Source organism: Phenylobacterium sp., from assembly GCF_028290885.1.
Classification (GTDB): Bacteria; Pseudomonadota; Alphaproteobacteria; order Caulobacterales; family Caulobacteraceae; genus Phenylobacterium.
The window spans coordinates 18,247-32,109 of sequence record NZ_JAQGIZ010000054.1 but is presented as its reverse complement, the minus strand read 5'-3'; the positions used below and the strand labels follow the sequence as shown (position 1 = coordinate 32,109).

Sequence of the window (13,863 nt, the reverse complement as noted above, 5' to 3'; positions counted from 1 at the left end):
CGAACATGAATCCGGCTGCGTATTGGTCGCCGGCGCCGGTCGTGTCCACGATTTTCTCCACCGGCTCGGCCTCGATCGTCAGCCGTTCGCCGGCGCTGAGGATCACCGAACCGGCGGCGCTGCGGGTCACGGCCGCCAGCTTCACGCGGGTGCGCAGGCCTTCCACCGCCTCGTCGAAGCTGTCGGTCTCGAAGAGCGCCAGGATCTCGTTCTCGTTGGCGAACAGGAGGTCGACCTGACTTTCGATGAAGCCCATCAGTCCCGCGCGGTGGCGCTCGACCACGAAGCCGTCGGACAGCGTCAGCGCGATCATCCGCCCCGCCCCGTGCGCCAGGCCGGCCGCCTTGGCGAAGGCGCGCCGCGCGGCCTCGGCGTCGAACAGGTAGCCCTCGAGATAGACGATCTTCGCCGCCTCGACGACCTCCGGGTCCACGTCGGCGTCGGAGAACTCCACCGAGGCGCCCAGGAAGGTGCACATGGTGCGCTGGGCGTCCGGGGTGACGTTGATCATGCTGATCGCGGTGCCCGGGCCGCCGACCAGCGGCGCATTCTCGAACCGCGCGCCGATGGCCCGCATGTCGTGGGCGAAGATCTCGCCCAGCTTGTCGTCGGCCACCTTGCCCATGTAGGCGCCCCTGCCGCCGAAGCTGGCCACGCCTGCGATGGTGTTGGCGGCCGAGCCGCCGGAGGCCTCGACGCCCGACGCCATCTTGGCGTAGAGCGCCGCCGACTGCGCCGGATCGACCAGCATCATCGCGCCCTTGTCGAGGCCGTTGGCCGCCAGGAATTCGTCGGTCGCCGGGGCGATCACGTCGACGATGGCGTTGCCGATCGCGGCGACGTCGTAGAGGTCTGGCATTGCTCAGCTTTCGGGGAACGAGAGGGCGGGACTTAGAGGAAATCGGGCTTGGCGGCAACGTACGCGCCAGGCCGTGACCGGCAGAGGGATGAAACGCGAAGCCCTACCGCCCCACGAACAGATGCCTCGACGGGCAGAGGTCCGCGACGATGCACTCTTCGCACTTGGGGCGCCGCGCCAGGCAGACGTAGCGGCCGTGCAGGATCAGCCAGTGGTGGGCGCGGGTCTTCAGGCGGTCCGGAACGATAGCCATCAGCTCGGCCTCCACCTGGTCCGGCGTCTTGCCGGTCGCGAGCCCCAGGCGGTGGGCGACGCGGAAGACGTGGGTGTCGACGGCGATGGCGGGCTCGACGCGCAGCTCGTTCAGCACCACCGAGGCGGTCTTGCGGCCGACGCCCGGCAGGGCCTGCAGCGCCTCGCGGTTCAGCGGAACCTCGCCGCCATACTGCTCCACTAGGATGCGGGACAGCGCGATGACGTTCTTGGCCTTCATGTTGTAGAGGCCGATCGAGGAGATGAACGGCTTCAGGCCCGCCTCGCCCAGCGCCAGCATCTTCTGCGGCGTGTCGGCGACCTTGAACAGCTTGTCCGTCGCCTTGTTCACCGAGACGTCGGTGGCCTGGGCCGACAGCGCCACGGCGACCAGCAGGGTGAAAGGGCTCTCGTAATCGAGCTCGGTGCGCGGATCGCTCTCCTGCTCCTCGAACCGCCGGAAGATCTCGGCGATCCGGGCCTGCTCGGCAGGGCTGAGCCGCTTCTTGCGCGGCGGCGCGGTCGTGGGCTTGGGGGACTTGGCCATGGGAGGCGCAAGATGGCTGCGCCGACCCCTTCCGCCAAGGCGGTTTCCGGGCCTATCTTCGCAGCCCTCATGCTCGGCCAGACCTACATGGATGCGGTGATCACCCCGCACCGCTCGCTCTCCGAGCGGGGGTTCATCATCCTGATCAGCGTAGTGACGCTGGCGAACTGCTGTTCCGCGGCGGTGTTTATCTACATGGGCGCGCTGTTCGTGCCGTTCTTCCTGGCCCTCGACGTCCTGGCGGTGATCGTCGCCTTCATGGCGAGCTTCCGCGCCGCGCGGCGGGTCGAGCGGGTGCAGGTCACCGCTCGCGACGTGGTGGTCACCCACGAGGCGCCCAACTGGAGCCGGGTGGTCTGGGAGAGCCCGACGGCCTTCACCCGCGTCGCCGTGGAGACCGAGGACGAGCGCACCGTCGGCCTGCGGCTGGCGATTTCCGGGCGCGAGGTCGCCGTCGCCCAAGCGCTCAGCCCCCGGGAACGCGGCGAGTTCGCCAAGGCCCTGCAGCAGGCGATCTGGGAGGCGCGGCAGGAACGGGGATGATTCACGACGGCTTGCGTGCCAGGGCCTTCCGGCCAAGATGGCTGTCATGGTGTTCACCGACGTCGAGATCGAACGCTACGCCCGCCACCTGGTGCTGCGCGAGGTGGGCGGGCCCGGCCAGCAGAAGCTGAAGGCCGCGAGCGCGCTGGTCGTCGGCGCCGGCGGCCTGGGCTCGCCCGCGGCCCTCTACCTGGCGGCCGCCGGCGTGGGCGCCCTCTTCGTGATCGACCCGGACGACGTCGACCGCTCGAACCTGCAAAGGCAGATCCTCTACGCCGAGGAGGATGTCGGCCGCTCCAAAGCCGAGACCGCCGCCGACCGGCTGGCGGCGCTCAATCCGCACATTTTCGTGGCCGGCTACAACGGCGCCTTCGACGCCTCGACCGCCGACGAGCTGGTGGAGGGCGTCGACATGGTGCTCGACGGCACCGACGACTTCGCCGTCCGCTATGAGGTGAACGCCGCCTGCGTGCGGCATGGCAAGCCGCTGATCTCCGGCGCCATCGGCCGCTGGACCGGCCAGGTGGGGGTGTTCGGCCGCCAGCCCTGCTACCGCTGCCTGGTCCCCGAGATCCCGCCCGACGCCGAGACCTGTGTCGCGGTGGGCGTGGTGGGCGCTCTGGCCGGCGTCGTCGGCTCGATGATGGCGCTGGAGGCGATCAAGCTGATCGCCGGCGCGGGCGAGCCGCTGCTGGGCCGGCTGCTGATCTACGACGCGCTGTCGGGCGAGACGCGGACTGTGAAGGTGGGCGCGGACCCGGACTGCCCGGTGTGCGGGAACATGTCTTCCCCCGGTACTGGGGAAATGTCGCCAAAGCCGAAGGCGGGCGACAATGGAGGAGGTGTATAAGGCGCCGGAAGACTTCCCCCATCGACCCTCCAGCCAAGGGGCTGTCGGGCCACTTCCCCCGTACCGGGGGAAGACAGTCACATCATCGACGGGATCACCCGGTCCGGCGGCTTGTGACCGTCCATCCAGGTGCGGATGTTGATGATCACCTTCTCGCCCATGTCGATGCGGCCCTCGATGGTGGCCGAGCCCATGTGCGGCAGCAGGACGGCGTTGGGGAGCTTGAGCAGCTTCGGGTTGATCCGGGGCTCGAACTCGAAGACGTCCAGGCCCGCCCCGCCGATCGCGCCCTGCGCCAGCAGCTCGGTCAGCGCCGTCTCGTCGATGATCTCGCCGCGGGCGGTGTTGATCAGGATGGCGTGGGGCTGCAGCAGCTTCAGCCGACGCGCGGAGAGCAGGTGATAGGTGGCCGGCGTGTGCGGCGAGTGGACCGAGACGATGTCCATCCGCGCCAGCATCTGGTCGAGGCTTTCCCAGTAGGTGGCCCCCAGCTCCTCGGCGATCCGCGGGCTGACCGGCTTTCGATTGTGGTAGTGGATCTGCAGGCCGAAGGCGCGCGCGCGCCGCGCTACCGCCTGGCCGATGCGGCCCATGCCGATGATGCCCAGCCGCTTGCCGGTGATCCGATGGCCCATCATCCAGGTGGGCGTCCAGCCGGTGAAGCCGCCGGCCTGGGCGACGTTGGCGCCTTCCACGATGCGGCGGGCGACAGCCATGATCAGCGCCATGGTCAGGTCGGCGGTGTCCTCGGTGAGCACGCCCGGGGTGTTGGTGACGGTGATCCCCCTGGCGTTGGCCGCGGCGACGTCCACGTGATCGACGCCGGCTCCGAAGCTGGCGATCAGCTTCAGCTTCGGCCCGGCCTTTTCCAGGAGGGTCGCATCGATCTTGTCGGTGATGGTCGGCGCCAGCACGTCGGCGCGCCCCACCGCGTCGGAGAGCTGCGCGCGGGTCATCGGGGCGTCAGTCAGGTTGAGCTCGGTGTCGAACAGCTCACGCATCCGCGTCTCCACCGGATCGGGGAGCTTTCGCGTGACGATGACTTTCGGCTTGCGGGCTGCCATGTGTGACTTGAGATTGGGGTCGACTCGAAAAGGGGCGACGTGACAAGGGGGCGTTACCCGCGCCGCTTCCCCGGCGCGTCGTGTTCTCAGCACCTCTAGCAAAGGCGTCATGGGCGGCCAAGGCGAGGCTATTGAATTGGTGAGGATGCGACCGCGGCTGCTGAAAGCCTCGGCGCTCGGCCTGCTGGCCGCGCTCGGCCTGGCCGCAGCCGCCCAGGCGGCCGAGCGGCAGACGCCGTCCGGCATGCCGGTGCCACGCTACGTCTCCCTGAAATTCGACAAGGTGAACGCCCGCGCCGGCCCCGGCGACGACCACAAGCTGCTCTGGGTCTACACGGTCCGAGGCCTGCCGCTGCAGGTGATTGCGGAGACCGCCGAGTGGCGCCGCGTCTGCGATCCCGAGGGCGCGCTCGCCTGGGTGCACAAGCGCGTCACCGACGGGCGGCGGATGACCATGAACACCAGCCAGGCCGCCGCGCCCCTGCTGCAGAAGCCCAAGGACGGCGCCAGGCCCGTGGCCTATTTGAACCCCCGCTCGCTGGCCGCGTTGGACCGCTGCCGCAAGGGCTGGTGCCGGGTGCGGGCCGACCACGCTTCCGGTTGGGTGCGCGAAGGCGCGCTCTGGGGCACCACGGACGGTCCGCAGTGTCGCCAGCCGGGCTCGTGAGCCCGCCCCACGAGCCTGCCCCACGAGCCTGGCATTGAGCGCCGGGGTCGGCTCTGCTAGGGCCTCAGACCCCTAAAGGATACGGAACGGCAGATGATCGACGCCAAGGCCAAGGATCACTACAGCTTCGACGAGCTCATGACCTGCGCGCGCGGCGAGATGTACGGGCCGGGCAACGCCCAGCTGCCGTCGCCGCCGATGCTGCTGTTCGACCGCATCACCAAGATCAGCGACGACGGCGGCGCCCACGGCAAGGGCTACATCGAGGCCGAGTTCGACATCGATCCGAGCCTCTGGTTCTTCGCCTGCCACTTCATCGGCGACCCGGTCATGCCGGGCAGCCTCGGCCTCGACGCGCTCTGGCAGCTGGTCGGCTTCTACCTGGGCTGGATCGGCGGCAAGGGCCGCGGCCGGGCGCTCGGCTGCAGCGAGGTGAAGTTCGGGGGCGAGGTGACGCCCGCTATCAAAAAGGTCACCTACAAGGTGGATATGAAGCGGGTCATCAACCGGCGCCTGGTCATGGGGATCGGCGACGGGGTGTTGGAAGCCGACGGAACGCCCATCTATTGGGCGGCCGACCTTCGGGTCGGCCTTTATCAGCGGCCGTAGAGCCGGGGGATTCGGGAAGAAACCATGCGCCGCGTCGTCGTCACCGGGATGGGCATCGTTTCATCGATCGGGAACAACGCCAACGAGGTGCTCGCCTCCTTGCGCGAGGCGAAGTCGGGCGTCGTGGCGGCGCCGGAGTACGCCGAACTCGGGTTCCGCTGCCAGGTGCACGCCCCGCCGCAGATCGACTGGGAATCCATGATCGACCGCCGGGCCGCGCGGTTCCTCGCCCAGGGGACGGCCTTCGGCCACATCGCCATGGAGCAGGCGATCGCCGATTCCGGCCTGGAGGCGGCCGAGGTCTCGCACGAGCAGACCGGCCTGATCGTAGGCTCCGGCGGCGCCTCGACGCGCACCATCGTCGAGGCCGCCGAGACCGCCCGCACCAAGGGCCCCAAGCGCGTCGGCCCCTTCGCGGTGCCCAAGGCGATGAGCTCGGGCCCTTCGGCGACCCTGGCCACCTGGTTCAAGATCAAGGGGCTGAACTTCTCGATCTCGTCCGCCTGCGCCACCTCCGCCCACTGCATCGGGGTCGGCTACGAGCAGATCCTGATGGGCAAGCAGGACGTCGTCTTCGCCGGCGGGGTCGAGGAGCTGGACTGGACGCTCTCGGTGCTGTTCGACGCCATGGGCGCCATGAGCTCGAACTTCAACGACAGGCCGGCCGTCGCCAGCCGCGCCTATGACAAGGACCGCGACGGCTTCGTCATCGCCGGCGGCGGGGCGGTGGTGGTGCTGGAAGAGTACGAGCGCGCCAAGGCCCGCGGCGCGAAGATCTACGGCGAGATCGTGGGCTACGCCGCCAACTCCGACGGCTTCGACATGGTGGCCCCCTCCGGCGAGGGCGCGGCGCGGTGCATGAAGCTCGCCATGTCCACCATCGGCGGCCGGACCATCGACTACCTGAACCCGCACGGCACCTCCACGCCGGTGGGGGACCTCAAGGAGATGGAGGCGGTGCGCGCGGTGTTCGGCGCCAAGCCGCCGCTGATCTCCTCCACCAAGTCGCTGACCGGCCACAGCCTGGGCGCGGCCGGCGCGCAGGAGGCGATCTACTGCCTGCTGATGCTGAACAACGGCTTTGCGGCCAAGAGCGCCAACATCGAAAACCTAGACCCCGCCTTCACCGACCTGCCGATCCTCCTGGAGCGCGCCGACCGGCCGCTGGAGACGGTGATGTCCAACAGCTTCGGCTTCGGCGGGACCAACGGCTGTCTGGTGATGGCGAAGGTCTAAGGCTTGGCTTCGCCGTAGAGGTCGAGCTGCTGGCGCTCGAGTTCGGTGGCGTAGCGGCGCACGACATAGGCCTCGGCCAGCAGGCCCAGCACGCGGCGCTCCTCGTCGACCACCGCCAGCTCGTCCGTGCCGCTGGACTCGAAGAGCCGCATCACCGCCTTGATGTTCATCTCGGGCGATAGCGCCAGGTCCTTGCTGATCGCCAAGGCCGCGACGGCGGCCTGCGGATTGACGTTCTCCGCATAGGCGTCGGCGGTGATCAGGACGCCCGCATAACGGCCGGTGTCGTCCAGCAGCAGCACCCGCGAGGCCGAGCCCAGCGGGAACCGCTGGCGGAACGCCTCGACCGTGGTGGTGGCCGGCACGGTCTGCGGGTCGGGCCGCATCATCCGCCCGGCGGTGAGGCTGCGCACCCAGCCGACGTCGCGGGCGCTGCGGATGGTTTCGCCGCGCAGGTGCAGCCGCCAGGTCGAGAAGCTGTAGCCGAAGCGCTCCCGCACCACGGTCGAGGCGATCAGGGCCGCCGCAAGCGTTGCGGCGGCGACGCCAAAGTCGCCGGTGGTCTCCAGCACCAGGAAGGACATGGTCAGCGGGCCGCCGACGATCGAGACCGCGAGCGCGCCCATGCCCACCAGGGCGGCGTTCTCCGGCGTCAGCCTTTCGGTCAGCGGCGTGAGGTCGGCGAGGCCCGCGTACACCTGGCCGAGCAGCGACCCGAGGAACAGGGAGGCGAAGAACAGGCCGCCGCGGAACCCGAAGCCCAGCGACACCACCGAGGCCGCGGTCTTCATGAGGAATACAACACCCAGGATCGTCAGCGGCATGCCCACCGCCAGATCGAGGTGCAGGGCGCCGTGTCCGGCCGACAAGGTCTGCGGCGAGATGATCGCCAGACCGCCGAGCAGCACGCCGCCGAGCGCGGGCCGCAGCGGCGTCGGGATCGGCGAGCGCCGGACCGTGCGGTCCACGACCGCCACGAGCTGCATGATCGCCACGCCGACCAGGGCGCAGATCAGCCCAAGGCCCGCATAGAGCAGGTAGCCGACCGCGTCCGGCGCGTGCTGGGCTTTGATCCCGATGGAGTAGGGCACGCCGCCCATCCCCTTGGCCGCCCAGACTCCCGCCAGGCACGCCGCCGCGACAGGGGCGATGGCGGAGGGCGTGTAGGAGCCGATAACGATCTCGAACGCATAGAAGGCGCCGGTGAGGGGCGCCCCGAACGCCGCCCCGATCGCCGCGCCGGCGCCCGCGCCCACCAGGATGCGCAGGTCGTGGCGACGGAGCTTGAGGCGGCTGCCGGCGAAGGAGGCCACGCCCCCGCCGGCCTGGGCGTAGGCCGCTTCCAGCCCAACCGAGGCGCCGACCCCGTTGGAGAGCACGGTCTGGACGCAGACGATCAGGCTGTCGGCGAGACCGAGCACGCCGCCGTGCAACGCGTTCGCCTCGACCACGTCCACCAGGGGGGTGGAGCGCCGGCGGCTGACCGCCCATGTGAACAGCCCCAGCGCGAGGCCGCCCACCGGCAGCCACAAGGCCTGCAGGGGGTCGATCCGCGCGACCGCGCTCAGATGGTCGGCCTCGCCGATCCCGTAGAGCACCTGCTGCAGCGCGTGTGCGATGCGGCTCTGGAAGACGGCCAGCAGCCCGGCCGCCGCGCCGACGCCCACCGAGAGCATGATCAGCCACAGCTCGCTGGTCCGCACGCGCCGGCGGAGGGCGCCCAGCAAGCGGGCCGGCCACCTGCGCGGCGGCGACAGGAAAGGGACGTCGATCATCAGGGTTCCAGGCCCCCTATGAGCGTCCGAGCGCCAAAATTGAAGGGGCGATGGCCGCTTGCCTAACCGGCGGGGCCCGGCCACAAACCGTGGAGGGAAACGACGGGAGACGCCACGTGGCAGACGAGTACCAGATGCCCAAGGGTGAGCTCATGCGCGGCAAGCGCGGGATCGTCACCGGCGTCGCCAACCACCAGTCGATCGCCTGGGGGATCGCCAGCCAGCTGGCCGCCCAGGGCGCGGAGATGGCCTTCCTGCACCTGCCCGGCATGCAGCGGCGCGTGCAGCCGCTGGCCGAGAGCATCGGGGTGAAGGTGCTGGCGCCCGTCGACGTCACCGACGACGCCTCGATGGATGCGGGCTTCGCCACGGTCGAGAAGGCCTTCGGGACCATCGACTTCTTCGTGCACGCCATCGCCTTCGCCCCGAAGGACCAGATCAGCGGCTCGTTCGTGGAGAACGCCAACCGCGCCGGCTTCCTGCAGGCGATGGAAATCTCGGTCTATAGCTTCGCCGACTGCTGCCGGCGCGCCGCGGCCCTGATGCCGAACGGCGGGTCCATCGTCACCCTGACCTACATGGGCTCGGAGCGGGCGATCCCGAACTACAACACCATGGGCGTCGCCAAGGCCGGGCTGGAGGCCGCCGCCCGCTACGCCGCCCGCGACCTGGGGCCCAAGGGCATCCGGGTGAACGCGCTTTCGCCCGGGGCCATGCGGACGCTGTCGCTGGCCGGCATCCAGGGCGGCCGGGCGATGCTGGCCAAGGGCCGCTCCCTCTCGGCGATGCAGGAAAACACCTCCATGGAGGGCGTGGCCGGCGCGGCGCTCTGGCTGCTCTCCGACCTCGGACGGTCGACCACCGGCGAGCTGATCCACGTGGACGCCGGCTTCCACATCATGGGCTTCGTCGAGGACGAAGCGGAGGGCTGAGGCATGGCGAACGCCGGCGCGCCTGAGGATGTCGACGTGATCATCGCCGGGGCCGGCATCGCGGGCGCGACGCTGGCGCTGGCGCTGAACCAGGCGGGCCTCAAGCCGGTGTTGATCGACCCGGTGGTGTTCGATGCACAAGTTGCGCCGACCTTCGATGGACGCGCCTCGGCCATCGCCTACGCGGCCTTCCGCCAGTGGCGCGCGCTGGGGGTCGGCGCGGCGCTGGAGCCGTACGCCCAGCGGATCGAGCAGATCCTGGTCACCGACGGCCAGACGCCCGGCGCGGCGGCGCATGGCCCCAGCCCCTTCTTCCTGCGCTTCGATTCGGCCGAGATCGCCGACTCATCCGACGGCGAGCCGCTGGGCTACCTGCTGGAGAACCGCCACATCCGCGCCGCGCTCGCGGGAGCCGTGATGGACGCCGGCATCGAAGTGCTGGCCCCGGCGAAGGTGGCGCGCGCCACGTTCGGGCCGCGCGAGGCGGTGGTGAGGCTGGCCGACGGGCGGGAATTGCGTGCGCCGGTCGCCGTGGGCGCCGAGGGCCGCGGCTCGGTGATCCGCACCGAGGCCGGGATCGGCGCGGTCGGCTGGGACTATCCGCAGACCGGCGTGGTGGCGACTGTGCGCCTGGAGCGGCCGCACGGGGGCGTGGCGCACGAATACTTCCTGCCCGGCGGCCCGTTCGCCATCCTGCCGCTGACCGGCGACCGGGCGAGCCTGGTCTGGACCGAGAGCAGCCGCCGGGGCGCGGCGCTGAAGGCCGCCCGCCCGGAGGTGTTCCACGCCCACCTGCAGCGCCGGTTCGGCGACTTCCTGGGTGAGGCGACCGTCGAGGGGCCGGTGTTCACCTATCCGCTCAGCCTGCAGCTCGCCGAGCGGTTCGTGGCCCCCCGCGCCGCCTTGCTGGGCGACGCGGCGCATGGGGTGCACCCGATCGCCGGCCAGGGGCTGAACCTCGGCCTGAAGGGCGCGGCGGCGCTGGCGCAGGTGCTGGTCGAGGCCTCGCGCCTAGGCGAGGACATCGGCTCGGAGGCCGTGCTGGAGCGCTACGCCGCCTGGCGCAGGTTCGACACCGTCACCCTCTCGGCCGGCATGGACGCCTTCGTCCGCCTGTTCTCCAACGACAATCCGTTGCTGCGGCTGGCGCGGGGAGCGTGGATGGCCGCGGTGAACCGTATCGGCCCGGCGCGACGGTTCTTCATGACCGAGGCGGGTGGGGCGGTGGGGGATCTACCGCGGCTGCTCAGGGGTGAGGCGCTGTAGTGCCCCTTCGACACAAGGTCCTCACCGGCGCGTTCATGCTGCTGTTCACAGCGACGCATACAGCCGCAGCCAAAGATGACAGAGCAGATCGTGGCATGCGTCACGCCCTCGGCCGCTTTCTCCGCATTACGGATGAGAGTGTCGCGAGCGCTAACTACAAGGTCGCCTGGATTGATCTGAATGGCGACGGCTTGAGGGATGCCGTTGTGTATTTCCCCGCCAGTGGTTGGTGCGGTACGGGCGGTTGCAGCACCCTAGTCGTCAGGCAAACAGCTCGCGGCTTCGCCGTTATCGGAAACACTCCCGCCACTCGCTTACCAATCAGAGTGCTGCGAACCAGACACAACGGATGGCGGGACCTGTCCACGTGGCAACAGGGCGGCGGCAACCTTGAAGGCTGCACTGCCGCGATTGAGTTTAATGGGTGGCGGTATCGGGCGCGGGGCTGCTGGCCGCCTGGCGAACCGGGCACAACGGCTGATGGCCCAGTGATCATCGCCGCCAAACACCCCGATCCTTAAAACCACGGCGGCCATCTTTGCTTGGGCTTCGGGTCTGCTCAAGGACGAGCGCGCAGCCCTCGCCGCGGGGCGGCGCTGCCCAGGGCAGCGTCCTTGACCAGCCCCCAAACCCAAGCTGCAATCTCGCCATGAGGTTTAAGGGGCTCCCATTCTGAAGACGGGGCATGCGAGACCCGACTCCTCTCCCCCCGCGAAGCGAGAGGGGAGAGGGTAGGGAGAGGGGCGGCTGGAGCCTCTCGGACTCTCCCGATGGTCACACGAGGATCGGCGTCGTCGCCGTGCGTCATGGCTGGACCATCGGCGGATCACGGCGTTCGGCGTCGCCCCTCTCCCTACCCTCTCCCCTCTCGGCTTCGCCGGGGGAGAGGAGGTGGTGTTGCACTACTCGGTCTGCAATGTGAAGTTCGACGCCATGACGCAGCGGGGGACGTCGCGGTGGATGATCAGGCTGGCGGGCTGCCCTGCGCCGGGGACGAAGAAGTATGACCCGGCCTTCGAGACGACCGTCAGGGTCGCCGGGCTGGTGAACTGGCAGACCTTGTCGGTTCCCAGGCCCCTGCCGCCGGCTTCCTTGATATCCGAGCAGTTGGCGTCGCCGGCGGTGCGGCCGATGGCGATGCCGTCGTAGTCGAAGGTCTTCAGCGCCGTGTAGCGCTTGGCCTGGAACTCGGCCTGGGTGAGGGCGGGGCAGGGCGGGCCCTGGATGTTCCAGGCCTTGGCGGTGGCGATGTTGGCGTTGCGGTTGCGGACCGCCTCGAAGGTGACCAGGCCGATCCCCGTGGTGATCACGACGACCGCGCCGATCACATGGGCGATGCCGAACCGGCGCACGGCGCTGAAGTCCCGGCGGCCGCCGCCAAGCCTAGTCGGCATCGGTGAGCTCGCGCGCCTCCTCGGGCAGCATGATCGGCACCCCGTCGCGGATCGGGTAGGCGAGGCGGGCGGAGCGGCTGATCAGCTCGCCCTTGGCCCGGTCGAACTCCAGCGGCCCGTGGGTCACCGGGCAGACCAGGATCTCCAGCAGGCGAGGATCGACGTCCCCGCCCTGCAAGCTTGGGACGTCTTCTGCGGCCACGGGGGCGATGGGGGCGGCGGCTTCAGTCATGCCGGGCAGTCCTACTGCAACGAATGGCCCTCGTCATCGCCGTCGTCCACGCCGTCGATCTCCAGCAGGGTCGAGAGCGTCTCGAAGCGGCCGGACAACGTTGGGGCTTCCAGCAGCGCCTGCTTCTCGGCCGGCTCGAACGGCAGGCCCATGGCGAGGCTGGTGACCAGCGCCTCCAGCGGGGCGGCCTGGGCGGTGTCCCAGTCGATGTCGAGCTCGCGGCGGTTCAGGTAGCGCTTGAGCGCCTTGGCGAAACGGTTGCGGGCGGCCAGCGGCGCCAGGGCTTCGTGCTGCTCGCAGAGGTCGGCCTCGAAGCGGTCGTAACGGGCGCGGACCTGGCGGTAGGGCGCGTGGACGATCAGCTCGTCGCTGGCGTCGAAGCGGCAGACGCCGGTGAGGGTGATCAGATAGCGGCCGTCGGAGGTCTCGGCGTAGCTGGTGACCCGGCCCGCACAGCCCACGTCGGAGAGCCTGGGCCGCATGCGGTCGCCGCCCGGGCGGGTCTGGATCATGCCGACGATCCGGTCGCCGGCCATCACGTCGTCGATCATGTTGAGGTAGCGCGGCTCGAAAATCTGCAGCGGCAGGTCGCCGCCGGGCAGCAGCAGCGCCCCGTCGAGCGGAAAGACCGGAATCATCTGCGGCAGGTCTGCGGTGCGTCGATAGGCCGACATGAGGCGTCCCTCCAGGCGGTTCAACTGAAGAGGATGGCGGAGAGGCGGCGCCGTCCGTTGCGGGCCACCTCGGACATCTGGCCGGCGGCCTCGAAGACGGTCAGCAGCTGCTTGCGCGCCGCCTCTTCGTTCCAGCCGCGGTCCTTCTCGATGATGGTCAGCAACTGATCGGCGGCCTTTTCGAGCTTATGGGCGCCGGCGAGCGCCTTGGCGAGCTCGAAGCGCGCCGCGTGGTCGTCGGGGTCCTTCGACAGCCGGGCCTCGAAGGCGGCGGTCTCGGAGGGCGCTTCGGCGGCCAGCGTCAGCGCGGCGCGGACGCTGTCAAGGTCGGGGTCCTTGGCGTCGGGCGGGGCCATGGCCAGGACCTCGCGGGCCCGCTCGGTGTCGCCCGAGGCCAGGTAGACCCTCGCCAGCCCGCCCAGCGCCTTTGCGTTGGCCGGGTCGGCCTGCAGCACCTGGGCGTAGGCCTGGGCGGCGCCGCCCATGTCGCCGAGTTCGAGCGATTCCCGCGCCAGTTCGAGCACCTCGTCGAGCGGCGAGGGGCCGCCGCGTTTGCCGGCCTTGGCCAGCTTGTCGACGAAGGCCTTCACCTGGCTGTCCGGCAACGCGCCCATGAAGCCGTCCACCGGCTTGCCGTCGACGAAGGCGAACACCGCCGGGATCGACTGCACGCGCAGCTGGCCGGCGTAGGCCGGGTTCTTGTCGATATCGACCTTGACCAGCTTCACCGCGCCTTTGGCGGCAGTGACGGCCTTCTCCAGGGCGGGACCCAGCTGGCGGCACGGGCCGCACCAGGTCGCCCAGAAGTCGACGATCACCGGCTGGTCCCGCGAGGCCTCGACGACGTCGGCCAGGAAGCTGGCGTCGGTGGCGTCCTTGATGATCTCGCCGGCCGGCTTGCCGGTGGTTTCCCCGATCAGGCTCATGGCCAGGTTCCTTAGCTCGTTTTTCCTAAAACGCTTC

Annotated in this window: 15 protein-coding genes; 7 read left to right on the top strand and 8 right to left on the bottom strand. The window is 69.8% G+C overall.

The window, feature by feature from the left end; all coding sequences use genetic code 11:
- Both JWP28_RS04675 and nth read right to left on the bottom strand, forming a co-directional pair.
- Positions 1 to 859 (bottom strand): adenosine kinase (locus JWP28_RS04675; protein WP_299540515.1); only part of this gene is annotated, 859 nt, incomplete at its 3' end.
- A 103-nt stretch (positions 860 to 962) separates the two neighbouring features.
- Positions 963 to 1,658 (bottom strand): endonuclease III, encoded by a 696-nt coding sequence (gene nth / locus JWP28_RS04670; RefSeq protein WP_299540513.1) that lies wholly within the window; start codon positions 1,656 to 1,658, stop codon positions 963 to 965.
- A gap of 12 nt (positions 1,659 to 1,670) precedes the next feature.
- Between nth and JWP28_RS04665 the strand changes: the two genes are divergently transcribed.
- Positions 1,671 to 2,201 (top strand): DUF2244 domain-containing protein, encoded by a 531-nt coding sequence (locus JWP28_RS04665; RefSeq protein ID WP_299540511.1) that lies wholly within the window; start codon positions 1,671 to 1,673, stop codon positions 2,199 to 2,201.
- 46 nt (positions 2,202 to 2,247) lie between these two features.
- Positions 2,248 to 3,051, top strand: a complete 804-nt coding sequence (moeB, locus tag JWP28_RS04660) for a molybdopterin-synthase adenylyltransferase MoeB (RefSeq protein ID WP_299540509.1) — start codon at positions 2,248 to 2,250, stop codon at positions 3,049 to 3,051.
- Positions 3,052 to 3,128: 77 nt separating this feature from the next.
- Here moeB and JWP28_RS04655 read toward each other — a convergent pair whose 3' ends face one another.
- Positions 3,129 to 4,115 carry a D-glycerate dehydrogenase gene (locus JWP28_RS04655; RefSeq protein WP_299540507.1) on the bottom strand — a complete coding sequence of 329 codons (987 nt, stop codon included), beginning with the start codon at positions 4,113 to 4,115 and terminating at the stop codon, positions 3,129 to 3,131.
- 145 nt (positions 4,116 to 4,260) lie between these two features.
- Between JWP28_RS04655 and JWP28_RS04650 the strand changes: the two genes are divergently transcribed.
- The 3 genes from JWP28_RS04650 to fabB all read left to right on the top strand — a co-directional run bounded on the left by JWP28_RS04650 (position 4,261) and on the right by fabB (position 6,627).
- Positions 4,261 to 4,782, top strand: a complete 522-nt coding sequence (locus tag JWP28_RS04650) for an SH3 domain-containing protein (protein WP_299540505.1) — start codon at positions 4,261 to 4,263, stop codon at positions 4,780 to 4,782.
- 93 nt (positions 4,783 to 4,875) lie between these two features.
- Positions 4,876 to 5,391: a 3-hydroxyacyl-[acyl-carrier-protein] dehydratase FabA gene (fabA, locus tag JWP28_RS04645; protein WP_299540503.1), complete on the top strand. Its 516-nt coding sequence runs from the start codon at positions 4,876 to 4,878 to the stop codon at positions 5,389 to 5,391.
- A gap of 24 nt (positions 5,392 to 5,415) precedes the next feature.
- A complete protein-coding gene (gene fabB, locus JWP28_RS04640) occupies positions 5,416 to 6,627 on the top strand; it encodes a beta-ketoacyl-ACP synthase I (RefSeq protein WP_299540501.1) in 1,212 nt (403 codons plus the stop codon).
- Here fabB and JWP28_RS04635 read toward each other — a convergent pair.
- Positions 6,624 to 8,402, bottom strand: coding sequence for a chloride channel protein (locus JWP28_RS04635; RefSeq protein ID WP_299540499.1), 1,779 nt, complete (start codon positions 8,400 to 8,402; stop codon positions 6,624 to 6,626). The genes fabB and JWP28_RS04635 overlap by 4 nt on opposite strands.
- Before the next feature lie 116 nt (positions 8,403 to 8,518).
- Here JWP28_RS04635 and JWP28_RS04630 point away from each other — a divergent pair, with 116 nt between their 5' ends.
- Together JWP28_RS04630 and JWP28_RS04625 are read left to right on the top strand one after the other, a co-directional pair.
- The gene (locus tag JWP28_RS04630) at positions 8,519 to 9,334 is read left to right on the top strand and encodes an enoyl-ACP reductase (RefSeq protein WP_299540496.1); all 816 of its coding nucleotides are present in this window, start codon (positions 8,519 to 8,521) and stop codon (positions 9,332 to 9,334) included.
- A gap of 3 nt (positions 9,335 to 9,337) precedes the next feature.
- Positions 9,338 to 10,600 (top strand): UbiH/UbiF/VisC/COQ6 family ubiquinone biosynthesis hydroxylase, encoded by a 1,263-nt coding sequence (locus JWP28_RS04625; RefSeq protein WP_299540493.1) that lies wholly within the window; start codon positions 9,338 to 9,340, stop codon positions 10,598 to 10,600.
- A 902-nt stretch (positions 10,601 to 11,502) separates the two neighbouring features.
- Here JWP28_RS04625 and JWP28_RS04620 read toward each other — a convergent pair.
- From JWP28_RS04620 to JWP28_RS04605, 4 genes are read right to left on the bottom strand one after another with little or no spacing between them, the layout of a single operon-like run.
- A complete protein-coding gene (locus tag JWP28_RS04620; protein WP_299540490.1) occupies positions 11,503 to 11,994 on the bottom strand; it encodes a hypothetical protein in 492 nt (163 codons plus the stop codon).
- Entirely contained in the window at positions 11,984 to 12,226 is a 243-nt protein-coding gene (locus JWP28_RS04615) for a Trm112 family protein (protein WP_299540489.1), read from the bottom strand. The genes JWP28_RS04620 and JWP28_RS04615 overlap by 11 nt, the downstream gene beginning before the upstream one ends.
- An 11-nt stretch (positions 12,227 to 12,237) precedes the next feature.
- Complete coding sequence (locus JWP28_RS04610; protein WP_299540487.1) at positions 12,238 to 12,900, bottom strand: LON peptidase substrate-binding domain-containing protein; 663 nt, start codon at positions 12,898 to 12,900, stop codon at positions 12,238 to 12,240.
- 20 nt (positions 12,901 to 12,920) lie between these two features.
- Positions 12,921 to 13,826 (bottom strand): co-chaperone YbbN, encoded by a 906-nt coding sequence (locus JWP28_RS04605; protein WP_299540484.1) that lies wholly within the window; start codon positions 13,824 to 13,826, stop codon positions 12,921 to 12,923.
- Positions 13,827 to 13,863 lie beyond the last annotated feature (37 nt).